General features: G+C 39.3%; 26 protein-coding genes, 1 other RNA gene and 1 pseudogene. 2 read left to right on the forward strand and 26 right to left on the reverse strand.

Features of this window, described 5'->3' with window-relative positions; genetic code table 11:
• Positions 1–67: 67 nt before the first annotated feature.
• The 19 genes from recN to spoIIIAA all read right to left on the reverse strand — a co-directional run bounded on the left by recN (position 68) and on the right by spoIIIAA (position 16,708).
• The gene (recN, locus tag J2S17_RS06060) at positions 68–1,756 is read right to left on the reverse strand and encodes a DNA repair protein RecN (protein ID WP_307472918.1); all 1,689 of its coding nucleotides are present in this window, start codon (positions 1,754–1,756) and stop codon (positions 68–70) included.
• Positions 1,757–1,773: 17 nt separating this feature from the next.
• A complete protein-coding gene (gene ahrC / locus J2S17_RS06065) occupies positions 1,774–2,223 on the reverse strand; it encodes a transcriptional regulator AhrC/ArgR (protein WP_307472920.1) in 450 nt (149 codons plus the stop codon).
• Between the two features lie 230 nt (positions 2,224–2,453).
• Positions 2,454–3,299 carry a TlyA family RNA methyltransferase gene (locus tag J2S17_RS06070; RefSeq protein ID WP_307472922.1) on the reverse strand — a complete coding sequence of 282 codons (846 nt, stop codon included), beginning with the start codon at positions 3,297–3,299 and terminating at the stop codon, positions 2,454–2,456.
• 3 nt (positions 3,300–3,302) lie between these two features.
• Positions 3,303–5,195: a 1-deoxy-D-xylulose-5-phosphate synthase gene (gene dxs / locus J2S17_RS06075; protein WP_307472924.1), complete on the reverse strand. Its 1,893-nt coding sequence runs from the start codon at positions 5,193–5,195 to the stop codon at positions 3,303–3,305.
• Between the two features lie 141 nt (positions 5,196–5,336).
• On the reverse strand, positions 5,337–6,227 hold the full coding sequence (locus J2S17_RS06080; protein WP_307472926.1) for a polyprenyl synthetase family protein: 891 nt from the start codon (positions 6,225–6,227) through the stop codon (positions 5,337–5,339).
• Between the two features lie 4 nt (positions 6,228–6,231).
• Positions 6,232–6,465 (reverse strand): exodeoxyribonuclease VII small subunit, encoded by a 234-nt coding sequence (locus J2S17_RS06085; RefSeq protein ID WP_307472928.1) that lies wholly within the window; start codon positions 6,463–6,465, stop codon positions 6,232–6,234.
• A gap of 7 nt (positions 6,466–6,472) precedes the next feature.
• Positions 6,473–7,813 carry an exodeoxyribonuclease VII large subunit gene (xseA, locus tag J2S17_RS06090; protein WP_307472930.1) on the reverse strand — a complete coding sequence of 447 codons (1,341 nt, stop codon included), beginning with the start codon at positions 7,811–7,813 and terminating at the stop codon, positions 6,473–6,475.
• A 217-nt stretch (positions 7,814–8,030) separates the two neighbouring features.
• On the reverse strand, positions 8,031–8,417 hold the full coding sequence (nusB, locus tag J2S17_RS06095) for a transcription antitermination factor NusB (RefSeq protein ID WP_307472931.1): 387 nt from the start codon (positions 8,415–8,417) through the stop codon (positions 8,031–8,033).
• Positions 8,418–8,721: 304 nt separating this feature from the next.
• Positions 8,722–9,129 (reverse strand): Asp23/Gls24 family envelope stress response protein, encoded by a 408-nt coding sequence (locus J2S17_RS06100; RefSeq protein ID WP_307472933.1) that lies wholly within the window; start codon positions 9,127–9,129, stop codon positions 8,722–8,724.
• A gap of 17 nt (positions 9,130–9,146) precedes the next feature.
• The gene (gene accC, locus J2S17_RS06105; protein ID WP_307472935.1) at positions 9,147–10,502 is read right to left on the reverse strand and encodes an acetyl-CoA carboxylase biotin carboxylase subunit; all 1,356 of its coding nucleotides are present in this window, start codon (positions 10,500–10,502) and stop codon (positions 9,147–9,149) included.
• A gap of 17 nt (positions 10,503–10,519) precedes the next feature.
• A complete protein-coding gene (accB, locus tag J2S17_RS06110) occupies positions 10,520–11,026 on the reverse strand; it encodes an acetyl-CoA carboxylase biotin carboxyl carrier protein (RefSeq protein WP_307472936.1) in 507 nt (168 codons plus the stop codon).
• Positions 11,027–11,466: 440 nt separating this feature from the next.
• Complete coding sequence (locus tag J2S17_RS06115; RefSeq protein WP_307472939.1) at positions 11,467–11,997, reverse strand: SpoIIIAH-like family protein; 531 nt, start codon at positions 11,995–11,997, stop codon at positions 11,467–11,469.
• Positions 11,998–12,666, reverse strand: coding sequence for a stage III sporulation protein AG (gene spoIIIAG / locus J2S17_RS06120; protein ID WP_307472941.1), 669 nt, complete (start codon positions 12,664–12,666; stop codon positions 11,998–12,000).
• Positions 12,659–13,300, reverse strand: coding sequence for a stage III sporulation protein AF (spoIIIAF, locus tag J2S17_RS06125; protein ID WP_307472943.1), 642 nt, complete (start codon positions 13,298–13,300; stop codon positions 12,659–12,661). The genes spoIIIAG and spoIIIAF overlap by 8 nt, the downstream gene beginning before the upstream one ends.
• A gap of 12 nt (positions 13,301–13,312) precedes the next feature.
• The gene (gene spoIIIAE / locus J2S17_RS06130) at positions 13,313–14,539 is read right to left on the reverse strand and encodes a stage III sporulation protein AE (RefSeq protein ID WP_307472944.1); all 1,227 of its coding nucleotides are present in this window, start codon (positions 14,537–14,539) and stop codon (positions 13,313–13,315) included.
• A 68-nt stretch (positions 14,540–14,607) separates the two neighbouring features.
• Positions 14,608–14,997: a stage III sporulation protein AD gene (gene spoIIIAD / locus J2S17_RS06135; protein WP_307473251.1), complete on the reverse strand. Its 390-nt coding sequence runs from the start codon at positions 14,995–14,997 to the stop codon at positions 14,608–14,610.
• A 15-nt stretch (positions 14,998–15,012) separates the two neighbouring features.
• Positions 15,013–15,219 (reverse strand): stage III sporulation protein AC, encoded by a 207-nt coding sequence (gene spoIIIAC, locus J2S17_RS06140; RefSeq protein ID WP_066201092.1) that lies wholly within the window; start codon positions 15,217–15,219, stop codon positions 15,013–15,015.
• A 49-nt stretch (positions 15,220–15,268) separates the two neighbouring features.
• Positions 15,269–15,784, reverse strand: a complete 516-nt coding sequence (gene spoIIIAB / locus J2S17_RS06145; protein ID WP_307472949.1) for a stage III sporulation protein SpoIIIAB — start codon at positions 15,782–15,784, stop codon at positions 15,269–15,271.
• On the reverse strand, positions 15,785–16,708 hold the full coding sequence (gene spoIIIAA / locus J2S17_RS06150) for a stage III sporulation protein AA (protein ID WP_307472951.1): 924 nt from the start codon (positions 16,706–16,708) through the stop codon (positions 15,785–15,787).
• A gap of 176 nt (positions 16,709–16,884) precedes the next feature.
• On the opposite strand from spoIIIAA, the gene J2S17_RS06155 reads away from it, so the two are divergent.
• Positions 16,885–18,252 carry an alkaline phosphatase gene (locus J2S17_RS06155; RefSeq protein WP_307472952.1) on the forward strand — a complete coding sequence of 456 codons (1,368 nt, stop codon included), beginning with the start codon at positions 16,885–16,887 and terminating at the stop codon, positions 18,250–18,252.
• 77 nt (positions 18,253–18,329) lie between these two features.
• On the opposite strand, the gene ssrS is transcribed toward J2S17_RS06155, so the two are convergent.
• The 5 genes from ssrS to J2S17_RS06180 all read right to left on the reverse strand — a co-directional run bounded on the left by ssrS (position 18,330) and on the right by J2S17_RS06180 (position 21,405).
• Positions 18,330–18,511: non-coding RNA, 6S RNA (ssrS, locus tag J2S17_RS06160), on the reverse strand.
• Between the two features lie 205 nt (positions 18,512–18,716).
• Positions 18,717–19,274 (reverse strand): elongation factor P, encoded by a 558-nt coding sequence (gene efp, locus J2S17_RS06165; RefSeq protein ID WP_307472954.1) that lies wholly within the window; start codon positions 19,272–19,274, stop codon positions 18,717–18,719.
• A gap of 26 nt (positions 19,275–19,300) precedes the next feature.
• Positions 19,301–20,362: a M24 family metallopeptidase gene (locus J2S17_RS06170; protein WP_307472956.1), complete on the reverse strand. Its 1,062-nt coding sequence runs from the start codon at positions 20,360–20,362 to the stop codon at positions 19,301–19,303.
• Between the two features lie 18 nt (positions 20,363–20,380).
• A complete protein-coding gene (gene aroQ / locus J2S17_RS06175) occupies positions 20,381–20,809 on the reverse strand; it encodes a type II 3-dehydroquinate dehydratase (RefSeq protein ID WP_307472958.1) in 429 nt (142 codons plus the stop codon).
• 68 nt (positions 20,810–20,877) lie between these two features.
• Positions 20,878–21,405 (reverse strand): YqhR family membrane protein, encoded by a 528-nt coding sequence (locus J2S17_RS06180; RefSeq protein WP_307472959.1) that lies wholly within the window; start codon positions 21,403–21,405, stop codon positions 20,878–20,880.
• Positions 21,406–21,766: 361 nt separating this feature from the next.
• Between J2S17_RS06180 and J2S17_RS06185 the strand changes: the two genes are divergently transcribed.
• The gene (locus tag J2S17_RS06185; RefSeq protein ID WP_370874965.1) at positions 21,767–22,153 is read left to right on the forward strand and encodes an SA1362 family protein; all 387 of its coding nucleotides are present in this window, start codon (positions 21,767–21,769) and stop codon (positions 22,151–22,153) included.
• Positions 22,154–22,323: 170 nt separating this feature from the next.
• Here J2S17_RS06185 and J2S17_RS06190 read toward each other — a convergent pair whose 3' ends face one another.
• Both J2S17_RS06190 and J2S17_RS06195 read right to left on the reverse strand, forming a co-directional pair.
• Positions 22,324–23,211, reverse strand: coding sequence for a patatin-like phospholipase family protein (locus J2S17_RS06190; protein ID WP_307472962.1), 888 nt, complete (start codon positions 23,209–23,211; stop codon positions 22,324–22,326).
• Between the two features lie 243 nt (positions 23,212–23,454).
• A pseudogene (locus J2S17_RS06195) lies at positions 23,455–25,194 on the reverse strand (vitamin B12-dependent ribonucleotide reductase); the annotation flags it as partial.
• Between the last annotated feature and the right edge of the window lie 258 nt (positions 25,195–25,452).

Genomic DNA, 25,452 nt, shown 5'->3' on the forward strand with positions numbered 1-25,452 from the left:
TGCCTGCTTCAGGAGCATTTATAACCTCTAACACAATAAAAAAAGCTATCCTTCTTTGGATAGCTTTTCAAGGTATCTTTACTTGTTTGGCCATTTGAAGGAGTTCTTTAGCATGTTCTCTAGTTAAATCAGTGATTTCCACTCCAGATATCATTCGGCCTATTTCTTTAATTTTTTCTTCGTCATTCAAAGGTTTGACCCGTGTTTTCGTTCTTCCAGCCTTCGTATTCTTGGAAATAAATAAATGTGTGTCTGCCATCGCAGCCACCTGGGGAAGATGGGAAATACATAGAACTTGGGAATCCTTTGCCACTTGATGAATTTTTTCGGCGATTGCTTGAGCCACTCGTCCGCTCACACCCGTATCCACTTCATCAAAAATGATCGAGGTAACACCTTGATGTTTTGAAAAAATACTTTTTAAAGCCAGCATTATTCTGGAAAGCTCACCACCAGAAGCAATTTTCGAAAGTGGTTTAAGAGGCTCACCAGGATTGGTAGACATATAAAACTCAACTGTATCCATGCCATTTTTCATAAATGTATCATGTTTCATTGTAAAATTCACTTCAAATACAGTCTTCTCCATATATAGCTCTTTTAATTCTTTTAGAATCAATTTTGTTAAATTAATGGCTGTTTTTTTCCTTAGCTTACTTAACTCCTGTCCTTCAATAAGTAAATCCTCTCTTAAGGAAGCGGCTTCTTTTTGCAAATGATCAATATGTGTTTCCTTATTTAAAAGCGTTTCAATTTCCTCTTCAATCTTTGAAGCATATTCTAAAATGGCCTCAATTGAATGGCCATACTTTCTTTTCAATTGGTTGATTTCATTTAAACGATCTTCTATTTCATTTAACCGCCTTGGGTCGTACTCCATAAAATCTAATTCGTTTCGCAATGTATGCATTGCATCTTCTAACTGATAAAAGCTGGTAGATATTATTTCTGATAGGTCTTTATAATTCGAGTCTAACTCCGCTGCACTTTGAACATGATTCATGACTAGGCCAATCCAGTCCAGCCCCTTTTGTTCCCCCTGCAATGCGCTATAGCTGGTTTGCAAAGAATCAAAGATTTTTTCATAATTGCCAAGTTTTCTTTTTTCTTCTAAAAGCAATTCGTCTTCGTTCATTTTTAAATCAGCTGACCTTATTTCATCTAGCTGAAATTGAATTAAATCCAATCTATGAGCGATTTGTTGTTCATTTTCGCTAAGATTTTTTATCTTTTTCATTGTTTGATCATAGGAGCGATAAATCATTTCATATTCACTCAAACTTAATGCGATTTTCTCTCCGCCAAATTGATCAAGCAGAGATAAATGCATGGTATCATCCATTAATTCCTGATGTTCATGTTGACCATGGATATCAACCAAGGTGCCGCCAATCTCTCTTAATGTGGAAATCGTAACCAGCTTGCCATTTATTCTGCACACACTTTTCCCATTTTTGTTAATATCTCTTCTCAGAACAATCATTCCGTCTTCGATTTCAATACCAAACTCATGAGTTTTTTTATAGCATGGATGGTTTAAATCATCAAGCTGAAAAAGCCCTTCAATCTCTGCTTTATCTTCCCCATGTCTGACAAATTCAGCAGATCCTCTCCCACCAACCAAAAGATGGACTGCATCAATAATAATTGATTTCCCGGCGCCAGTTTCACCAGACAACACTGTTAAGCCCTTTTCAAAAGAAATCGAAAGGGCTTCTATAATCGCAAAATTACTAATCGAAATTTCATTTAACACAATCAGTTCACCTCAGCTTATAGCATTTCTAAAAATCGTTCTGAAATCACTTTAGCTTCATCAGGTGTTCTACAAATGATCAGGCAAGTATCATCTCCGCAAATGGTTCCTAAAATTTCATCCCAATCAAGGTTGTCCATTAACACACCAATTGCCATTGCATTTCCTGGCAGCACCTTCATTACAAGAAGATGCCCAGCCGCATCAAGGCGTACAAATGCATCCATTAAGTTTCTCTTTAATTTTTGCAAAGGATTGAACCGTTGATCTGCCGGAAGACTGTATTTATAGCGTCCATCAAGCAAAGGAACCTTAACAAGATGCAGTTCCTTAATGTCCCTTGAAACGGTTGCTTGAGTTACATTGAATCCTGCATTCCTTAACTCATCTACAAGTTCGTCTTGAGTTTCAATATCATTATTAGTAATTAAATCGCGAATTTTTATATGTCGTTGGCCTTTATTCAATTTCCTCACCTCATGTTAAAAAGCAAAAGCACCCATTAAAACGACGCCTTGCTATCCTTTTATCTTCTATCATTATGTTAGCTGATTTTTGCAATATTGTACAATTTTTTTCTAGCAAAAACGAGAAATTTTTACAATAATCTTCAATTATTTTCCCGATTCGAGCATTAATTATTCTATAACATTAAAGCCCTTTGTCCATTCAATAGAAAAAAGGAACAAGCATATGCTTATTCCTCCTCACTCGTCCGGTTTGATTTTAATTCTTTATGTGCCTCATTTACAACTTGCTCTGATGTTTTCTGCAATTCAAGCTTACCCAGCTCAGATTCACCAGTCCAATATAAATGAACAAGGAACTCGATGTTGCCATCGCCGCCCGTGATTGGTGAGAAAGAGAGATTCTTCACATCATAACCTTGGGCAAGGGAAAACTCAATCATTTTATCAACGACTTGTTTATGAACCTTTGGATCACGAACAATTCCCTTTTTTCCTACCTGCTCACGACCAGCTTCGAATTGTGGCTTGATCAGTGCAATAACATCACTATTTGCAACCAGCAGTGTTTTTAATACCGGCAGGATTAATTTAAGTGAAATAAACGAAACATCGATGGATGCCAGGTTAGGAAGATCCGCACTCAAGTCCACCGATGTTACATAGCGGAAATTAGTTCTTTCCATCACAACCACACGCTCATCCTGCCTTAGCTTCCACGCAAGCTGGTTATAGCCTACATCAAGTGCATAGGACATTTTTGCTCCATTTTGTAATGCACAGTCTGTAAAACCGCCAGTTGATGCACCGATATCAAGCAAGACCTTTCCGTTTACTTCTAAATCAAATTCCTTCAATGCTTTTTCAAGCTTCAGTCCGCCTCGACTGACATATGGCATCATTTTGCCTTTAAGCGTTAAAGGTATATCGCTATTAATTTTTTCACCTGGCTTATCCAGTCGGGTTTCATTGCTGAAAACGAGGCCTGCCATTACCGCCCGTTTCGCTTTTTCCCTCGTTTCTGCCAAGCCTCTTTCTACGAGAAGAACATCTACCCGTTCTTTTTTTGTCTTCATCATCTAAGCCCTTTTTTGTTTTTTTTCAGCAAGGAGGTTGATGCGTTCTACAACATTTTCCGTCGTCATGCCGATTTCCTTCAATAATTCATTCACACTTCCATGCTCAATAAAATGATCAGGAATGCCCATACGATCGATTTTCGCATGGTGGAAACCGTGGTCATGGGCAAACTCTAGGACCGCACTGCCAAATCCGCCTTGTAGAACCGCTTCTTCAATCGTTAAAATCGGCATATTCACACCCAGCAATTCAACAAGCATTGCTTCATCTAGCGGTTTGATAAACCTAGCATTAACGACCTTAACTGAATAACCTTGTTTTTCTAACAACATTGCTGATTCCATCGCCATCGGAATGGTTGTACCAAAGGTTAAGATTGCTGCATCTCGCCCTTCTTTCAGCACTTCCCATGTTCCAATTGGAATGGTTTTAAGCGATTCATCCATCGGTACACCTAAACCGTTGCCACGAGGGAATCTCATTACAATTGGACCATCATCATATTTCACAGCTGTATTCACCATATGCTGGCCTTCGTTTTCATCTTTAGGCATCATTACAACCATGTTCGGCAAATGTCTTAAGAAAGCGATATCGAATACACCTTGATGCGTTTCTCCATCTGCACCGACAAGCCCTGCACGATCCACACCAATGAAAACATTTAAATTTTGCCTTGCGATATCATGGACAAGTTGATCATATGCCCTTTGCAGGAATGTAGAATAGATTGCAAGAAACGGCTTCATGTTTTGCGTAGCAAGGCCTGCAGCTACTGTTGCGGCATGCTGCTCAGCAATACCCACATCGTACATTCTCTCTGGGAATTCACTAGCAAACCCTTCCAGCTTAGATCCAACTGGCATTGCAGGTGTAATAGCGACGATGCGTTCATCTTCACGTGCAAGTTCACGAACAGTCTCACTCACTAATTTACTCCATGCAGGGGCTGTAATGACTGGCTTTAAGAAATCCCCAGTCTCCATTTTATATGGGCCAGTACCGTGCCATGTTCCTACTGTATCCTTTTCAGCTGGCTCATAACCTTTTCCTTTTTTTGTGATAACGTGTAAAAGGACTGGACCTTCAATCTTCTTGGCATAATTAATATTCTCAAATAATTCATCATAATTATGACCATCAATTGGTCCTAAATACGTAAAACCAAGCTCTTCAAAAAACATGCCTGAGACAAATAAATATTTCAAGCTATCTTTTAATCGCTCAGCAGTTGAGGCAATTTTCCCGCCAACCGCAGGAATTTTCTTCAAGAATGCTTCAAGCTCGTCTTTTACCCATTGATATTTTCCTGCCGTTCTTAATCTCCCAAGGACATTGTGAAGAGCACCAACATTTGGCGCGATAGACATTTCATTATCATTTAAAATGACAATCATATTTTTTTGTTCATGTCCGATATGATTTAACGCCTCAAGAGCCATACCGCCTGTTAATGCGCCGTCACCTATTACAGGAACGACATGAGATTTTTCTTTCTTCAGGTCTCTAGCAATGGCCATTCCCATTGCAGCAGATAGGGAAGTTGAACTATGGCCTGTCTCCCAGACATCATGTGGACTCTCGATCATTTTTGGAAAACCGCAAAGTCCTTTGTATTGTCGTAAAGAGTCAAATTGATCGGCTCTTCCTGTCAAAATCTTATGGACATACGATTGATGTCCAACATCCCATAGAAGTTTATCCGTTGGGCTATCAAAAGATTTATGAAGGGCAATTGTCAGTTCTACCACGCCAAGGTTTGGACCAATATGTCCACCTGTTGCTGATAGCTTTTCGATTAGAAAATTTCTAACCTCCTGTGCAAGCTCTTCAAGCTGTTCATTAGAAAGTCCCTTCAGAAAGGTAGGGTCTTTAATTGATAATAGATCCATTTGGAGGACCACTCACTTTCGTATCTTATTCATCTGATGTTAATTGAATCAATTATAACAATCTGTAAAAGTTCCTCAAACTTTTAGGTTATTATGTCTAGATTACCTTAAAAGCAGAGATAAGCCAAATGTTATAATTTATCAATGGTCTCTCACTGCTAGCATATCTGTAATTTCCCCTAAGAAGAAGGTGTCTAAACCAGTCTCTGCAAGCTTTTCCTTCGCAAGATTAGTATGTTCTTCTAATGCTTTCTTCGCTCCTGCCATTGTCAGCAATGAGGGATATGTACTCTTTTTATTTACCTCATCACTTCCAACTCGCTTGCCAATCATTTCTTCCGAACCTTCAAGATCTAAAATGTCATCTCTAATTTGAAAAGCAAGTCCAAGGTGTGTAGCAAATTCTGTCAAACTTTTTTTCCGCTCTTCATCAGCTCCGGAGAGAATTGCTCCAGCTATGACGCTAAATGCAAGTAGCTTTCCTGTCTTATTTATATGAATATATTCAAGCTCAGGCAATGATAATTGCTTTTCTTCCCCAGCGATATCAGCTACTTGACCGCCAACCATACCTTCGGCTCCTGCCGCTTTAGAAAACTCTTGAATTAAGGCAAGTTTTACTTCAGGTGAAGCATGATTGCTGTCTGTATCAGCAATCAGCTGAAAGCTATATGTCAATAGTGCATCGCCAGCAAGGACTGCATACGCCTCGCCAAACACTTTATGATTTGTTGGTTTCCCTCTTCTTAAGTCATCATCATCCATGCTTGGAAGATCATCATGGATAAGTGAATAAGTATGTACCATCTCAAGTGCTGCCGCAGTATTCAGACCTTTTTTTGTTTCTTGTCCAAAAGCAGCTATGGTAGCAAATAGTAGTAGCGGGCGAATCCTCTTTCCACCTGCTTCTAGAGAATATAGCATAGATTCCTTTATTACAGATGGTGCTTCCAGCCGATTCACACTCTCACTCATCTTTTCTACTAGCAACTGCTTATGCATTTCTGTGAACGAGTTTAATGATTCCTGCATTATGCTATTCCTCCTCAAGGACGGCGAAGGGTTCTTTACCACCATCTTCTGTTATGATTTGCGTAAGCTGTTCTTCAACATTTTTTAATTTATCATGGCAAAGTTTAGATAGCTCCATCCCATTTTTATAAATATTGATTGCTTCTTCAAGAGGGACGTCCCCTTCTTCAAGTTTTTCCACTATCAGTTCAAGTTGGTCCATCGCTTCTTCAAAAGTTAACTTTTTATCTGATGACATATTCGGCTCACCTTTCTACATCCGTTACCCGACAGTATACCGTTCCATCTGTAACGTTTATTTTTAACTCGTCATCCTTTTCAACTTGCTTCACTGTCTTAATCATTTTGTCATCTGCAGAATAAATAATGCTATATCCCCGGTCCATTATCTTTAATGGACTCAATGCCTCAAGCTTGGAAATCTTGTGTGAGAAGTCCTTTTGCTTAGCGTCAGCAATCGCTTTAATCATTTTATTTAATTCCTTATTTACTTTGCTATGATTTTGCTTAGCGTCTTTAAGCAAGCCTTCAGGGTGATTTCTCTTGAGCCGCTTTTGAAGTTCCGCGGTTTGTTCTAGTTTATTTTTCAGGAGACGATTTGCTCCTTTAACGAGCTGTTCTGTTCTTTTATCTACTTGCTCAAGCTTCTGCTCATATAGCTTATGAGGATATCGGAAGGCATAAGATTTCTCAATCCTTACAAGTCTCTCCTTCTGAAAGCTCGTCCTTTCCTTCATGGCACGAATTAATTGGGATTGCCGATTGAAGATTCTTTCACTCAAATCTTCAATATGAGGAACGGCCATTTCAGCTGCGCCAGTGGGTGTCGGCGCGCGCAGATCAGCTGCAAAATCAGCGATCGTAAAGTCCGTCTCATGTCCGACTGCTGAAATCACCGGAATATGCGAAGCAAAAATAGCTCGTGCGACTGCCTCTTCATTAAAAGCCCAGAGCTCCTCGATTGAGCCCCCGCCCCTACCAACGATTAAAACGTCGACCTCGTCTGCGGTATTCGCTTCAGTAATTCTTTTGACTATCGAAGGTGCCGCTTGGTTTCCTTGAACTAACGCAGGAAAAATAAGTATGTTTGCAATTGGATATCGCCTTTTGACGGTAGTAATCATATCCCTAATGGCCGCCCCTGTTGGAGAAGTAATTAATCCAATCGTCTTCGGAAACTTCGGAATTGCCTTTTTCGATTGGGCGGAAAATATCCCTTCCTTCTCAAGCTTTGCTTTTAACTGTTCATAGGCTAAGTATAAATCACCAATTCCGTCAGGCTTCATCTCTTTAATGTAGATTTGATATTGGCCGCTTGGCTCATATACAGTCAAATCCCCACTAACTAAAACCTTCATTCCATTCTCAGGTGTGAATTTCATTGATTGATTATATCTTGAAAACATGACCGCCAATATGCGTGCTTTCTCATCCTTCAATGTAAAATACATATGACCGCTTGAATGCCGCTTAAAGTTGGATATTTCTCCTTTTACCATTACATTTTGAAGGTGAGGATCGGCATCGAATTTTCGCTTGATGTATTTTGTTAGAGCATTTACTGATAAGTAGCGTTTTTCTTCCATCCCAATCTCCTTCTCTTCACACTGGTATGTTCGCCGTTTTATTGTTGCTCATAAGTTTATTGTCATAAAACATAAAAACTGCCCTTCCATTATAAGTTTAGATCATCTTTTCGTCACGTATAACGACGTAAAGTAAGCTTTGCTAAAAATGGATAAGGCATATATGTATCCCAGAAAAACGCTTTGCCTTTCTGGATATTCTTGTATGAGCATTGTATTATTGCTGTTTTATTTTTGACAGCACAGCATTAATAAATTTGCTGGAGTGGTCATCTCCATATAGTTTGGCGATTTCAATCGCTTCATCGATAACAACATTTGCCGGAACCTCTTCACCACAATACTTTAACTCATAAATTGCTAAACGCAAAAGGTTCCTATCCACTGTTGCCAAACGCTCTAATGTCCATTTTTCCAAATGTTTTCTAATCATTGGATCAATGTCATCTTTCTGTTCAATTACGCCGTTAACGAGTCGATTTAAATAATCATCGCTTGGCTGTTCCTCTAATACGTGTTCAATTGCTTCATCGATGTCTGTTTGACTAACGTCTATTTGAAATAGTGCTTGTAACGCTTTCTCTCTTGCTGTTCTTCTTTTCATCTTATCCATTAACTCCTTTATAAGGAAATTTCATTTATGATCTATAATATAGATTCATCATTTGAATCCTTTTCGTTTCTTCATAAAAAAACACATAAGAAGATAATAGCATATCTCTTAACGATTCGCACTGTATACTCAATTTTTTTGCAGCTAACTGGTCAGTTTATGGATATTCTCAGGAGGTGGACAGGTGCGATGAGGCTCTTCGGGGCTAGGCAACCACTCTTAAACATTTCTTCCATACCAAACAAATGAAAGCAGGCCAAAGACGGTGTTGTCTTTGGCCTGCTTGTCAGTTCAGTTAAATTTCTTGGTCATACTCGATTTCATGTTTTTGATTTTCAAATAGGACGCCAACTACATGAATATTAATCTCTTTTGTATCCAAAGCAGTCATATTTAATAAAGTTTGACGAATATTGTCTTGGATTTTCTGTGCAACCGTCGGTATAGAAATACCAAATTTCATTAAGCAATACACATCAACCTTTATACCCTCATCTGTTAGTTCAACTTTTACACCTTTACCATGATTCTTCTTGCCGAGTTTTTCTACTACTCCAGTAGCAAAGTTTCCGCGCATTTGCGCGACTCCATCCACTTCTGAGGAAGCAATTCCAGCAATGACTTCAATGACTTCAGGAGCAATTTCCACCTTACCTAAACCAGTTTCCTCTTGGTTCATTTCAAGAATGTTTTGATCGCTCATATAGAAACCTCCAGTTCTTATTCAGATTTCATAACGTCATTTAATTCCAGGAATTTTGTATTAAACTGACCTTCTACAAACTTCTCATGACTAAGAAGCTTCAAATGGAACGGAATCGTTGTATGAATTCCTTCAATGACAAACTCGCTTAAAGCTCGCTTCATCCTTGAAATCGTTTCCTCACGAGTCGCTCCATAAGTGATGACCTTCGCAATCATGGAATCGTAATATGGCGGGATTGTATATCCTGGATATGCAGCAGAATCTACACGAACACCTAGACCTCCTGGAGGTAGATACATTGTAATTTTACCTGCTGATGGCATAAAGTTTTTTTCTGGATTCTCTGCATTAATCCTGCACTCCATTGCCCAGCCCGAATATGTAACATCCTGTTGGTTGAAGTTTAAGCGCTCTCCAGAAGCTACTTTAATTTGCTCCTTAATTAGATCCACTCCTGTTACCATCTCTGTAACAGGATGCTCCACTTGAATGCGAGTATTCATTTCCATGAAATAAAATTTACGGTTATGATAATCATATATAAATTCTATCGTGCCTGCACCTGTATAATCAACTGCTTTTGCTGCTTTTACTGCGGCGTTGCCCATTTCTTCTCTAATTTCCCCATCTAACGCAGGTGATGGAGTTTCTTCAAGAAGCTTTTGAAGACGCCTTTGGATTGAACAGTCCCTTTCACCAAGATGAACCGTATTACCAAATGAATCAGCAAGCACTTGTATTTCTACATGACGGAAATCCTCAATGTACTTTTCAATATATACACCAGCATTTCCAAATGCAGTTAAAGCTTCCTGCTGAGTAATGTTGATGCCTTTTACCAATTCCTCTTCATTACGTGCGACGCGAATTCCTTTTCCGCCGCCTCCAGCAGTTGCTTTAATAATAACAGGATATTCGATTTTTTTCACGAGTTCAAGCGCATCTTCAGTATTCTTAATGATTCCGCTAGAGCCCGGTACAATCGGGACACCCGCTTCTTTCATTGTCTCACGGGCAATATCCTTTGTCCCCATTTTTGTAATCGCTTCCGGCGTAGGGCCAATAAAGGTAATATGACATTCTCTGCATAGCTCGGCAAAGTCTGCATTCTCCGCTAAAAAGCCGTAACCGGGATGAATCCCATCACAATCTGTTAGCTTAGCCACACTAATGATGTTAGTAAAGTTCAGATAGCTATCTTTCGATGATACTGGACCGATGCAATAGGCTTCGTCCGCGAGCTGCACATGGAGTGATTCCTTATCACCCTCTGAATAAACTGCAACAGACTCAATCCCCATTTCACGGCAGGCCCGAATGATGCGTACTGCGATTTCTCCTCTATTTGCAATTAAAACTTTCTTTATCATGATTGAAGAAGCCCTCCTTATTCAGGCTTTACTAAAAATAATGGTTGCCCGTATTCTACTAATTGTCCATCTTTAACTAAAATTTCTACAATTTCACCTTCAACCTCAGCTTCAATTTCATTGAATAGCTTCATTGCTTCAACGATACATAAAATGGAGTCCTTGGTTACCTTAGACCCCTGTTTAACATAAGCGTCAGTTTCTGGTGAAGGAGACTGATAGAATGTACCAACCATTGGAGAAACCACCTGATGCAAATTGGATGTGTCAATTTGCTCAGCTTCAGCAGCTGCCGGCTCTTGTTTCGTTTCCGTTTGCAATGCTGCTGTCTGCACAGGCTTTTGCTCCATATGTACAACCTCTTGCACGACTGGTTGAACGGATGGCGAGACCGCAACCGGTACTGCAATCCCTGCTTTTTTCTTCATTTCAACTTTTGATCCTTCGTGTTCGTAAACAAATTCTTCAATATTTGACTGATCGACAAGTTTAATCAGCTCTCGAATTTCTTGGACTTTTAACATCCTTACACCCCTGTTCTCTTTTACATCTATTCACCAATGGCGGTGAAGCTAGTATGTACGATAAATTATATTTTAGGACTAGCTACTATAATCATACGATAAGACCTTATGTAAGTTCAACAGTATCTTATTGACTCACAATATTTTCTATATCAGATAATAATTATTTTAATATTTTTCTAATTGTTTTGAAATATTATTCTTATAATATCATTTTTCAGACTGCGAAAGCAAAATAAAGCATGACCTTACCTGGCATGCAGCAAATACCACTGTTTATTTTTATCATTTATTCATATAAAATGGGGGTGATTTGTACAAACTGAATGCTGTTTACCAGCGATTTCTGCTAACTATTTTTGTCGTTTGCTCACTTAAGATGAATGAGCGAGAGAACCAAAAAAATGGTGAGCCCTACCTATCTGGCTCACCATTTCACCTTATTTTTTCACTTGAAATTCTACTGCAACGGCTTCTAACTTGCCTAACTCATTTTTCACTTCTTGTATGATTTTATTGGCTTGTGTTCTGGAAGGCTCATCTGCCTTGACAGTGATTTTCACATTATTTCCATCCGCTTGCACTAAGACATCCTCATAGTCCATCGCCTTAATCATTGTTTCAAGTAATTCTTCTTTTTGAGCAATTTCATCCAGTTGATCTAGTTGGTCTTTAGCAGCACTAATTTCCTCAGCTGGAAGGTCAGTTGAACCTGCTACTTCTGTCAAATCTTCTCTCATCTTGCTTCTTTCATCCATTTGAGTTAGTCTTTTCTCTTCGAAGGCTTCATCTCCAGATACACTTGAAATGATATCCTCGTCACCTTTTGCTGTTTCCTCGCCTGCTTTACTTTCTTCCTGATCAGTTGTTGCTAAATTTGACTTCCCATCCGATGTCACGTAATAAACAGACAAAACAACCACTAAACTTAACATTGTCAACAGCCAAACTGTTTGCTTCTTTAATAACATCTATGAATCCCCCTTAGTTTTTTTAGGCATAACAGATACTCTATGACTCGGAACGTCAAGCACTCTTGATACAGCCTCAATGATCCAAGATTTAACTTGTACATTTTCAGCTCCCTTTGCTACGACAAGCACACCTCTAATGACAGGTTTTTTTGTCTCTAGTACTATAGGAACCTCTTTTTCCCCATCTCTTATAATTACAAGCTGCTCATCTTTTGACTGGTCCTCAACGACTCTTTTACCGCCTTCACGATCTATTTCATCGGTCGTTTGCGATTGTGTCGTTTTATTTTTCTCTAAGACCTTTTTCTCTGTTGCATCTACGTTGACAACAACTGTTACATCTTCTACTCCAACAATCGCATCAAGCGCGTCTTTAATTTGAGCCACATACGCCTTTTCATAATCATCTATCGTTCCATTCCCTGAAGATCCCCCTTGACCAAACACTTCTTTTTCCTCTGTATTTTTATTTTCCTCTCCATTAAAAACGGAGAGGTCATTCGGCTTAGTATCATCTTTAAACATGAGATTGCTGATTAGCATGATGGCAGCGCCAAAGAGGAGAACGATCAACAAGTATTGGTATTTAGCTGGCTTTTTTTCAGATTGGTTAGTCTTTGAAAGCCAATTTTTAATCCATGTTATTGGTCCTTTATCCTTATCCATCCTTTTTTGCAATCCCCCCTTCTGTAAATACTTCAATGTTTTGCTCATCGATTTCCCAGCTCTTTGAAAGAAGAGAAGCAACTTCCTTTGGTGCATCCTTTACTTCGTTTGTTGTTAGAGGTTTACCAGTATTCACTTCTACTCTTTGTACGACTTCTACTACCTCAGCTTCTTTCTCCTCATCTATCGATCGCACTTCTACCAGTAACTTTTGAAGGTTATCAGGGAATTCAGCTTTGGCCCTTTCATCTACTATAAATTTAATCTTAGTAATCTCTAATCCGTACTGTTCCATCAACTCCTCTTCCGCTTGTAATTCAAGGCTTTTAGTTATGTCTTCTAAAGCATATGCATGCTGTGAGGCTTGTATTTCTTTTTTCTGCAATTCTATTGAATTTTCTATATTTTTTTCTCCAGATGCTTTTAAAGTAGGAACAGATGCAGATGACAAGGCCGCTTCAAAGTCAGTCGATACTAGTTTAAAAATCGGTGTTAATATGATAGCTATGAGCAAGAGCCCTGTTACCATTTTCGTATACTTCTGCAAAGCTGAATTTGGCAATAGCAAATCGATCACTGTAGCTAAAAGTACAAATAGAATAATGTTGGTGATCCACTCTTTTATAAAATCCATTTAAGCACCTCCCTACCTGACCATCATCGTTAAATTCCCTGCTGCGATGATGACTGTAATGCTAAGAAAAAACATGAGAGAAACAATCGCCAGCGCCGCAAAAATATAAATGACACTTTTGCTAATGATGTCGAGGCAGGAAATAATCGGGCCTCCGCCTAATGGTTGTAAAACGGCAGCCGCAAATTTATATATAAACGCAATCATTAAAATTTTGATTGCAGGAAAAGCGACTATAATCATAAGAATAGCGACACCTGCTATACCGACAGTGTTTTTCAAAAGAACGGATGCACTGACAACTGTATCGGTTGCATCTGTAAACATTCGACCGATTACAGGAATGAAATTGCCCGTAATAAATTTAGCCGTCCTAAGCGTCACACCATCTGTAATCGCAGTGGAAGCACCTTGTACAGAAATAACTGCTAGAAAGACCGTTAGAAACATCCCAAGCAGCCCGATGCTCCAGTTTCGCAGCAGATTAGCCAGCTGAGTTACCTTATATTGATCGGACAGGGCACTGACAATATGCAATAAGGTGGACAGGAACAATAAAGGCAAAACAACATATTGAATCAAAAGCCCGCTCGTATTCATCAAAAATAAGATAACCGGATGAAAAAATGCCGCTGATATAATTCCACCAGATGAAGCTATGAGTGCTAATAGGAGTGGAATCAATGCCATGATGAATGAAATCATCTTGTGGATTGCTTCTTGCGAATACTCCATGGCCACATGAAAGCTATTAAGGGCAATGATCATTAAAACCATAAAAACGATGGCATACGCTGCTTTACTGACAGTGCTAGATTCAAATGAATTTTGAAGCGATTGTAAAAACATGCTGAAAATCGTTAAAAGGATGAGCATACCCAGCAGTTTGCCGTTAACAATGAATTCATGAAAGGCAAATTTCAATGCCCCTGTAGACCATTGTTTAAAAGAGAATTCTTTTTCACCTTTTATAAAGTCGTAAAGACTCCCTTTTTGACTTTCTGGTAAAAATCCGCCGTATTCGTTACTAATATCCTCCCAAAACTGTTTCAATTCATCTAAATGAAGCGTATCTATTTGGGAATCAACTATTTCCTGCGGACTAAAAACTTCAGTGGCATCCTCTTTCCCGGTGATGTCTCCTTGTTCATTCGAGCCCTCTGCAGCTTGGACATTTGCAACAAACAAGAAAAAGAACAGCGAATATAACAACAGTATTTTCCGGATATTTTGCTTCATCTTTACACCTCTTTACTGAAATGAGAAAGGCGGCTATCGAGGTTTTATACTAAGCAGCATTACATTGTTCAACTTGGTATCATTTGAATGATTGTTTCTATCAGTACGGTCAAAATTGGAATAGCCATTGCCAAGATGAATATCTTTCCTGCCATTTCAATTTTTGCAGCAATGGCTCCTTGCCCGGCATCCTTGGTGATTTGCGAGGCAAACTCCGCAATATAAGCAATCCCGATAATTTTTAAAATGGTTTCTAAATACACCATATTAACGTTGGCATTCACAGCTAATTTTTCAATCATATGAATGATCATATAAATTTGATCAATCAAGTATAAAAAAATAGTGCAGCCCACAAATACAACAAGCAGGAAGGCAAAGTTAGGCTTCTGTTCCTTGACAACTAAGGCGAGAAAGGTAGCGATCAGAGCAATCCCGACTATTTTTAGAATATCAATGGCGAACCCCCCCTTTTAGCCCTGGAATAGAAAGACGGATTTGATTTTCTGAAATAGGTTATCCACTACGGAAGCAACCATAAATAAAATATAAATAAAGCCAAATAATGTGACCCATTGGGCATATTCTTTCTTGCCTACTTGATCTAAAATCGTATGCAAGAAAGCAACGACAATGCCCACACCCGCTATCTTAAAGATTATATCTACGTCTAAGCCCATTCTTCTCTCCTCCTAAGCTTCTCCATCCTTGGGAAATGCTTTATTCGTTTCAAATCAATAAAATGATGAGCAAAAGACCTGATAAGAATCCGAGACTTTTCGCCATCCTTTCATATTTGGCCTGCTTGTCATATGCATCTGCTTCTTCTCTTTCTAGATGGGCCAGGGTCAACTGAATTTGCTTTTGCTGCGATATGCGGTCATGTCTTCCTAATGTCTCGCCAAACTGCTTCATAATCTCGTATTCTCCACGCTTTAAAGCAGTTGATTTCCATATTTCTTTTAAACTTTTCTCCCATGCTTCATTCACCGTTGTTTCCGTATCCGTTAACTTTTTAGAGAAAGAATGAAAGAATGTTGAAAGGGGCTTAGCCAGCTGGGCCGCCAATCTCCTTGATGCCTCATGCAAGGGGGTGTGCCCATACATGATTTCAGCCTCCAATGATTGCAGGGCTGACTTTAATAATCGAAGCTGACGCGGACGTTCACTTAAATGCCTTGAAAACTCAAATCCAACTAAAGTCGTTGCAACAATGATTAACACCGCACCGAATAATTTAATCATTTATGGCACCCTCACTTGTTGAAGAACTTCTTTACCATCAGCATTTCTGATTGCTTGTACACTTCCGGGCCCGGCACGCCGATTTAACTCGACAAACCGCTCAAAAATCCCTAAGTTCAGTAGCGGTTCCAGAATAGGCCGCTTTTTTATGTCTGCATATGAATAGCCATGAGTGGTTGTGATCAGCTTGATTCCTGCATTGACAGCCTCCATGACTGCCTCTACGTCCTCCTTGCTGCCAAGTTCATCCACTACTAAAATTTCCGGACTCATCGAGCGAATCATCATCATCATTCCTTCTGCCTTCGGACAGGAATCAAGCACGTCCACCCTTGCTCCAAAGGTCATTTGCGGAATACCGCCGACACTGCCTGCAATCTCTGAACGTTCATCGACAATGCCCACTTTCTTTGCTGGAAAATGATGATGCTCATCTCCTGTAGAAACGATTCTGGCGATATCACGCAGTAATGTCGTTTTTCCTGTTTGTGGAGCACCAATGATCATTGTATGAAGCCAGTCACCTCTATAAATATTCGGAACAAGTTTTTCAGCAATCCCAATTTTCTCTTTAGCGATCCTTATATTAAAGGATGAAACATCCCTAATTGCTTTAACCTTTCCTTCTTCAAGAATGACCTTTCCTGCCAGCCCTACACGATGCCCACCTTCTATAGTGATATATCCTCTTCGCAACTCTTCTTCGAGTGTATATATCGAAAAATGACTAATTTTATTTAATAAATGAATAGCATCATCCGCCGTGACTACATATGGCAAAAGTACGTATTTTCCTTTATCAGCGATTTCCAATGGTCGGTTAATGCGCACGCGTATCTCTTCTAAACTGCTTAACTGTCGAGAAGGCAGTTGCATGATTACTTCAGTTATGGATTTCGGCAAAAAAGTTAGAATGGGTTCCAACTCGAAAGTTCCTCCTTTAAAAAAATGATTAGATGTTAGCATCAATATAGGACTAGCATCTCCTGTATTAAAATGTATGCCCACTTTGCGACATTATGACTTTGATTTCTTTTTCAAATAATCCTAACAAGAGAAGGAACAATAAACGTAAATAGATATAACGGAGGGATTGGAAGATGAAAGTAAAAATCTTTTATGTGTTGATTACAATTTTTTGTGTTTTTTTAGTTGAAAACAGCTGTTTATCAGAAACACAAGCTTTAGCATCCGCGGAGGTGAATGGGCCCAAAAATGTGATTCTCATGATTGGTGATGGTATGGGAGTAGGTCAAATTGAAATCGCAAGACAACTGGAGTACGGCAAAAACGGACGATTGTTTTTAGAAACGCTCCCGCAGACTGCACTCGTCCATACCTATTCCGCCAACGGAATCGTAACTGATTCTGCGGCTGCCGGGACTGCTTTAGCTACTGGAAAGAAAACAAATAACGGGATGATTGGCATCAATCCTAATGGAAAAGAAGTCGATAGCATTTTAGATTTGTTTAGGAAAGATGGCAAAAAAACAGGGGTTATTTCAACAAACTCAGTAACAGATGCAACGCCTGCTGCCTTTACAGCAAGTGCAATTGATCGCTGGGCCAACCAAGCAGATATTGCCAGACAGCAAATTGAAAATGGGGTTGATGTTGTCTTAGGCGGCGGACAAAGTTATTTTCAAGAAGATTTATTAGCAAAGGCTAGAAAGAATGGCTATAAGCTTGTGAGAAGTAAAAATGAACTCGTGAATATGAAGGGAGATAGGCTTCTCGGGTTATTCGCCCCTATTCATATGAGCTTCAAGGCCGACCGCAAACACATACAAAGCTCAGAACCCTCCTTAAAATTAATGTCAAAAAAAGCAATTGAATTATTAAATAAACAGGATGGCTTTTTTTTAATGATAGAGGGCGCAAGAATAGATCATGCTGCACACGCTGCTGACATAGCAGGGGTATGGAAGGAGACAATCGAATTTGACGAAGCAGTCAAGTATACCAAAAACTGGGCAGAAAAGGACAAAAATACATTGGTTATCGTCCTGGCTGATCATGAAACGATGGGCTTATCCGGAACAGAGCCGCTTAATATAAAAGCCTTAAAGTCAATAAAGGCTTCAACGGAATATATCGTTTCGCAATTTAAGAAAGATAAAAATGGCACGGGGTATGACTTGACATCCATGCATACCGTAATGAAAGAATATGCGGGAATCGACTTAACAGACGAAGAATTAAAGGATGTACATGATCGAATAATGAGTTCGAGAGGAAAAGTTTATCCACAAAACAAAGCAGCATGGGAAATTGGAAGCTTAATTGCAGAGAAGAATCACGCAGGAATTGTAACAAGTAAGATTCGAACACTAAGCTCAGCCGGAGGGCATACAGGAAACCCAATTATTCTCATGGCCTACGGCAAAGGTGAGGAAGAGTTTCACGGAGTGCTTGATAATACAGATATACCAAAAAAAATCGCTCTATTGATGGGATATGAACTTTAATGGCGTAGCTGCTATCTAAATTCGCAAATAAAAAAAACATGCCAACCATTAGGTCGGAGCATGTTTTTTGATCAAGTATGTAAGCCGCTGTTGCCGCCGATTTATATGGAGTTTCAGACCTGCTCCACCAGGTGGGTGCTCTCAATTGCTATCCTAAGCGTCCTGAACGAAGCAGGCATGTTAATCCAGCAATGATGTCGAACTCCCAAAAAATACGTAAAGGTGAAACTTCATATACAAACGAACAACGCAGCCTTGATGTTTATTATCTTACAATAACATGAGCAGAAAGACAAGTGAATTATATCATTCAGTGAACTCAAGTTTCACTAGCAAGTCCATCACCTCTTAGGCATTATATTTATGCCTTTTGTTGTTAGATCTCGTTTTGGTGCTAAACCATTGATTTCTAGTAAACGTGAAAGATCCCGAAAGCTTCTGCTTCCGGGATCTTTCGTTAGCTATTATGCACGTGAAACATAAGAGCTATCAGTTGTATTGATGATAAGAACATCACCTTGGTTAATAAAGAAAGGAACTTGAACACTTAAACCTGTTTCAAGGATAGCAGGCTTCGTTCCGCCTGAAGCAGTATCTCCTTTAATACCCGGCTCTGTTTCAGTAACCTCAAGCTCTACTGAATTGGGAAGCTCAACACCTAAAGTTTCACTTTGATAAAGCATGATGGAAACTTCCATGTTTTCTTTTAAGAACTTTAATTCATATTCAATCGATGTTGCAGGAAGTTCAATTTGATCATATGATTCTGTATCCATGAATACGTGCTGATCACCATTTGCATATAAATATTGCATTTTACGGTTGTCAATCTGAGCTTTCCCTACTTTTTCACCTGCACGGAAAGTCTTTTCTTGAATGGCGCCTGTACGTAGATTACGCAGTTTTGAACGTACGAATGCAGCACCTTTACCAGGCTTTACGTGTTGGAAATCAATGACACGCCAAATGCCATTATCCACTTCAATTGTTAATCCTGTTCGAAAATCGTTTACTGAAATCATGCAAAAATCCTCCTAATTATCAATCATCAAAGAATAATTAATTCTTTTGTAGAATCATTTAGTGATTCATTATGATCTTTTGTTATGATCGTATCATCTTCAATCCGCACGCCGCCTAAGCCAGGGACATAAATACCCGGTTCACAAGTGACAACCATGCCAGGCTCAAGTACGATATCAGACTTCGAAGAAAGCCCAGGCCCTTCATGCACTTCAAGACCTATACCATGACCAGTTGAATGGCCAAAATGCTCTCCATATCCCTTTTCAGTGATATAATCTCTAGTTAATGCATCAGCTTCTTTACCTGTGATGCCTGGCTTAATCCCTTTCATTCCCCTAAGTTGAGCCTCTAGGACAATGTCATAGATTTCCTTCATCTTCGGATTAGGTTTTCCTACAGCAAGTGTTCTTGTGATATCGGAAACATATCCATCATAATAAGCTCCGAAATCCAATGTGACTAACTCACCTTTTTCGATGACTTTCTCACTTGCTACACCATGCGGAAGCGCACCTCGATGGCCAGAAGCGACGATCATATCAAAAGAAGATGATGTAGCACCAGCTTTTCTCATAAAGAATTCAAGTTCATTCGCAACTTCAATTTCCGTTTTACCCGGTTGTATAAAGTCAAGAATGTGAGTATATGCAGCATCTGCAATCCTCGCTGCTTCCTTTAATATCTTAATCTCTGATTCATCCTTAATCAAGCGTAAGTTTTCTATCACACCTGAAACTGGTACCAATTCTGCCGCAATTGCATTATTAAAAGTTTGATGAGCCGAAAAAGTTACATGATCCTGCTCAAAAGCTAATTTTTTAATTCCAAGCTGCTTAACAACCTTACCAACCTCATCAGGGATTGAACCAGTATGTTTAACAATCTCGTATCCTTCACATTGCTTGGCCGCTTGCTCAGTATAGCGGAAATCAGTAATGAATAATGCTTTTTCTTCACTGATTAACACGACACCTGAAGAACCTGTAAAGCCCGACATATAGCGACGATTATAAGGGCTCGTAATAAGGAATCCGTCAATTCCAAGTTTTGCGAAATTTGATCGTAGTTTTTGTATTTTTGTCATTAAAATCCTCTCCCTTTATCAATCTTTTAATGCATACACGGCCAATTCATAACCGCGTATCCCCAAACCAACAATTTGGCCTCTCGTCACTGCAGAAATGACAGAATGATGGCGAAACTCTTCTCGTGCATGAACATTTGAAATATGTACTTCAATAACCGGCACATCTATCGCTGCAATCGCATCTCGGATCGCATAGCTATAATGCGTAAAAGCACCTGGATTTAAAATGACACCATCGAATCGAAGCGCATTCGCTTCATGCAGCTGATCTATTAAAGCTCCTTCATGATTCGATTGAAAACATGTCACTTCAATACCATTTGTATTGCCTATTTTTTTCACATGACTCTCTAACACTTCCAGCGTCTCAGAGCCATATATACCTGGCTCGCGCTGACCTAATAAGTTTAGATTAGGTCCGTTTAAAAGCAAGATTTTTTTCATATTGTTTTAACTCCCGTGAAAAAAGAATGTTCAATAAGAACATTCTATCACAAAATAATTCTTACTCACTACGATTGCGTATCAGTTTGTGTCTGTTTCTCCATCTTTTTTTGTTTTTTTAACTCATTCGTTTCATATGAGATAGAGTAACCGACGAAAATACCATATAAAAGATAAAGGCAAACGGATGTCATAATGGTATCGCGACTAAGCTCACTAAAGGCTGAAATCCCTGGAAAAATTGGATTTAAAACGAAGAAAACGAGAAGAAAAATAACAATGCCGTAGCCCGCACCTATCCACATATTTGTAAACCTGCGCAAGGTAACATAATAAATCAATGCTGCAACAATAGAAATAACACCCATCAACCCAATTGCAATCACTGTTCCAAGCCAGCTATCTTTCCATTCTCCGATTGTCCACGGTTCTAAAATCACTCTTGGACTGATTTCTGTAAAATTAAGAACATAAGACAAATAACCGACACCGCTCCATAATATCCCGCCTATGAAACCAGTTAATACGGTTAATGTCATTAATGACATCGGTTTTTCTCGTTCATTTTGTTCTAATTCTTGATGTTCTTCTCCCATTTTAATCCACCTCCGCTTTTATTATGTCCAAAGCCAAACAAACCATTGCATCTTTCACAAAAATTTAATTTTCCGGCTTCTATTTCTTTCATTTTTTAATGATTTTGGAGGTGTTAAAGACTTTAAGGTAGAATTTAATTGAATAAATGACTTAAAATGATTTCATTCATCCACACTTTTTTATTTTTTTTTTAATATTGATAGTACAAGGGATGTTAGAATAATATTTTTCTTAAGTAATTATTGCTTTTTTTTAAAAAAATTGGGTAAGATACCTCTGAAGAGTAGACGAGAAAGCTTATCATTTTTTTAAAAAGGAAGTTTAAAAGCAGAACAAAATGCTCATCATGCTCATAGGGAGGTGGCTTTCTTGAAAAATCGGATTTCTTTTTATATTGTCTTAGGACTAATCACGCTTGCATTCCTTGGACTAGGCGTTCAGCTTATTACTAACCCGACCGGTCTTTTCCAAAGCATAGCAATCATCGCTATTATCGCAGCTGTTATTTACTTCGTCGTGCAGCGAGTGACACGAGCTAATCCCAGTAAACGTGAGCACCGAGCATTTGCACAAGCAGCAAAAAAATCAAAAAGACGGTTTAAAAATAACGAGCAAGGTCCTGCCAGCAGCCGAAAAGCAAAAGCAGGCTCTCTAACATCCATAAAGAAAACAAAAAGAAACTCTTCTACACATTTAACTGTGATTGAGGGCAAAAAAGGCAAAAAGAAAAATCGGGCTTCTCTATAGAAGTCCGATTTTTTTATGAGAAAGTAAATTTTTTAAGTTAGAAAAATGTCTGGCGCAAGCAGCCTGCCCCTCGATGGTCTATGGCCAATCCACCCAGAAAGGTAAAGCACACCTTTCCGCGAGGCTCGTCTTATGCTATGCCTTGGCTGAGAAAGGGGCCTGCGCTTTTCTTAGTACGTCCATTTTGATAAAAATTCGTTTGCACATTCCCTTCCCAAGGATAATAGATCTGTTTTTCCTTGAGGAGATAATTCGAACTCAGTTGCTAATACACCATCAGTTGGAATAAAGATAATATTCTGCTCATGACTCCTAGAGATGTAGCGGGCATCATGTGCATCCTTCATTGTTTCAAAAAGGGCTTCAAACATTTGAATCGCATTTTTTATTTTCATAGATGGCCGCTCATTTATTTTATGGCTCAATTTAACCCCTATTACCGGGCGTGTTTTTTTGACATTCTCCTTATCAAATAACCACATTGGAAAGTTACTAAGAACACCTCCATCTACGATAATACTTGTTGTGTGACCAGGGCCATGCAATTTGACCGGTTCAAAAAAATAAGGGAGACTGCAGCTCATCCTAACTGCCTTTGCTACTGAGAAAGTGCCCGGATCAATTTGATAATTGGGTAAATCATCTGGCAATATGACTAAGCGTCCATTCGTTAAATCAGAAGCAACAATACGTAATGATTGCGGCGGTATATCTGCGAATGTTCTTATCCCTCGTGCCGCAAGCTTATCTTCAATCCACTTTTCAAGTTCATTTCCCTTATATAGGCCCAGACTCCAATAGAGAAAGAGCCACTTAGCGACAGCTAATGGAATGAATGTTTTACGAGAGTCTAAAAACTTCTTCAAATCTAATTCGTCCATCATTCGAGTGATTTCTTCGCTAGAGTAATCAGCAGCAATTAACGCTGCAATGAGTGAACCCGCGCTTGTTCCTGCCACCCGCTTAAAGCGAAATCCTTGCTTTTCTATTTCCTCATAGGCACCAATCAAAGCAAATCCTTTAATGCCTCCTCCAGAAAACACACCATCTATTTCCATGCAAGCCACCCCTATCAATGAACTTACTTATACATTCATAATCAGGATAGCTCGTATATAGTCCGATTTTTTTTCTGGATCATCACATAGTCTTCTTGCGATTCGATTTAAGTTTTTAGCAGTCAGAGTTCTGTGGGGACGATTAATAGAGATCAAGGATGTACCAAAAGTACAATTAAAAAAGCTTGTTGAGAAAAAGGATTCTCAACAAGCTTAAAAAATATTGCCTATTTACAATTGAAATTATAAACCACATTTCAATTGTGCGTTACAGTTTGTACATGTATTACAGCCGCCAATTTCCTTTACTTGTCCCTTGCGGCAAACTGGACATGTGTTTCCAACCTCAGAACCAATCGTTACATCAGTGGAACGAAGATCACTGATTGTATCTACGAGTACTACATGTTGCTTATTCTTTCCTTTATTCTCCAACGCGTCCTCAAATGTATTTTCTTCCGCTTTTAGAGTGAGCACTTGAGAGTCGCGTGAACCATCAACATAGACCGTTCCGCCTTTTGCTCCGCCGCGATACAGACGCTCATACACTTTTTGAACCTGCTCAACGCTATAACCTTTTGGTGCATTAACCGTTTTGCTGATTGAACTGTCAATCCAGCGCTGGATTACACACTGAACATCCGCATGTGCCTCAGGCGCAAGGTCCATTGCAGCAATAAACCATTCAGGAAGATTCTCTGCATCTGCTCCCGGATTTCTATCCAGGTATTCTTGAACGATATCCGCTTTTACTTCAATAAACTTACCAAGACGGCCGCTTCTGAAGTAAGAGAAAGAGAAGTACGGCTCAAGCCCGGTTGAAACACCGACCATTGTACCAGTTGATCCAGTAGGCGCCACCGTTAATAAATGAGAATTACGAATACCATTTTCTAGAATGGACGTCCTAATGTCTTCAGGCATTTTTCCCATAAACCCAGTTTTCGTAAATGCTTCACGGAGCTGATTCGTCTCTTCTTCTGTTTCACCTGTTAAGAACGGGAAACTTCCCTTTTCTTTCGCAATTTCAACAGATGCACGATAAGCTGTTGTCGCAATCGTTTCAAACACTTTATCTATCAATTGATTGCCTTCTTCTGAGCCATATTCTGTTTCACAGTAAATGAGCAAATCATGAAGACCCATAACACCCAGGCCAACACGACGCTCACCAAGTGCTTGTTTTTTATTTTCTGCAAGGAAATATGGAGTGGCATCAATGACGTTATCTTGCATACGCACACCGATTTCTACTGTTTTTGCTAGCTTTTCAAAGTCAACTGTTTTGGTGTCTTTATCTGCCATTTCTGCTAAATTAACTGCTGCTAGGTTACATACGCTATAAGGTGCTAAAGGTTGTTCTCCACAAGGGTTTGTTGCAACAACTTTTTGGCCATAACTCTTAGCATTTGTCATATCGTTAGCATTATCTATAAAGAAAATACCCGGCTCTGCAGAATAAGTGGCACAGATATTAATTAAGTTCCAAAGCTCTTTTGCCTTGATTTTTCGGTAAACACGTACTGGGTGACCAAGCTTTTTCCACTCACGCACGTCGCCAACTTCATGCCATTCTTCATTATAGACTTTCATGCTGTCGGCATCATAGCTCTCCACATCAGGGAAACGCAGCTCATATTCTGCATCATTTTCAACAGCAGCCATGAATTCTTTCGTTAAACACACTGAAATATTCGCACCTGTTAAAAATTCTGAGTTATGAACGGAATAAGTGCCGCCCATTTGCAGCTTTTCTTCTGCATCTTTAAAGATTTTATCATTAAATCCGCCAGATCCTGGAATGGATTGATAGTTCATAATCCCTTGGTACATCGCAATTTCTTGCTCTGTGAACGGAGTGAATTTTAATTTTTCTTTCGCATACTTTTTGATCGTTTCATCCTTCGTATTCTCAATAAGGAATCGCAGGATTCTTGGGTTTTGCATTTTAGAAATAATAAATTCAATAATATCAGGATGCCACGTACATACCGTCCCTTTCAGGATATTTACGCTGCTTTGCAGCCGGACTAGACTATATCATCACCCTCAGAAAAGTCTGTAGGGGCCGGGCGCTAATGAGAGTTTATTGTTGGGACTCACTCTCTAGTCGTTGAACCTTCGCCATTACCTTTGCCCAATGACGCTTGGCTGCAGATTGTCCAATGCTTGACATTTTTTAAGCGTTCACGCTCACCGTTTCCAGTCACGTTGTCGCATGTCAGCCTCTAAGGATTTCCC

The organism is Cytobacillus purgationiresistens (assembly GCF_030813235.1).
Classification (GTDB): Bacteria; Bacillota; Bacilli; order Bacillales; family Cytobacillaceae; genus Cytobacillus; species Cytobacillus purgationiresistens.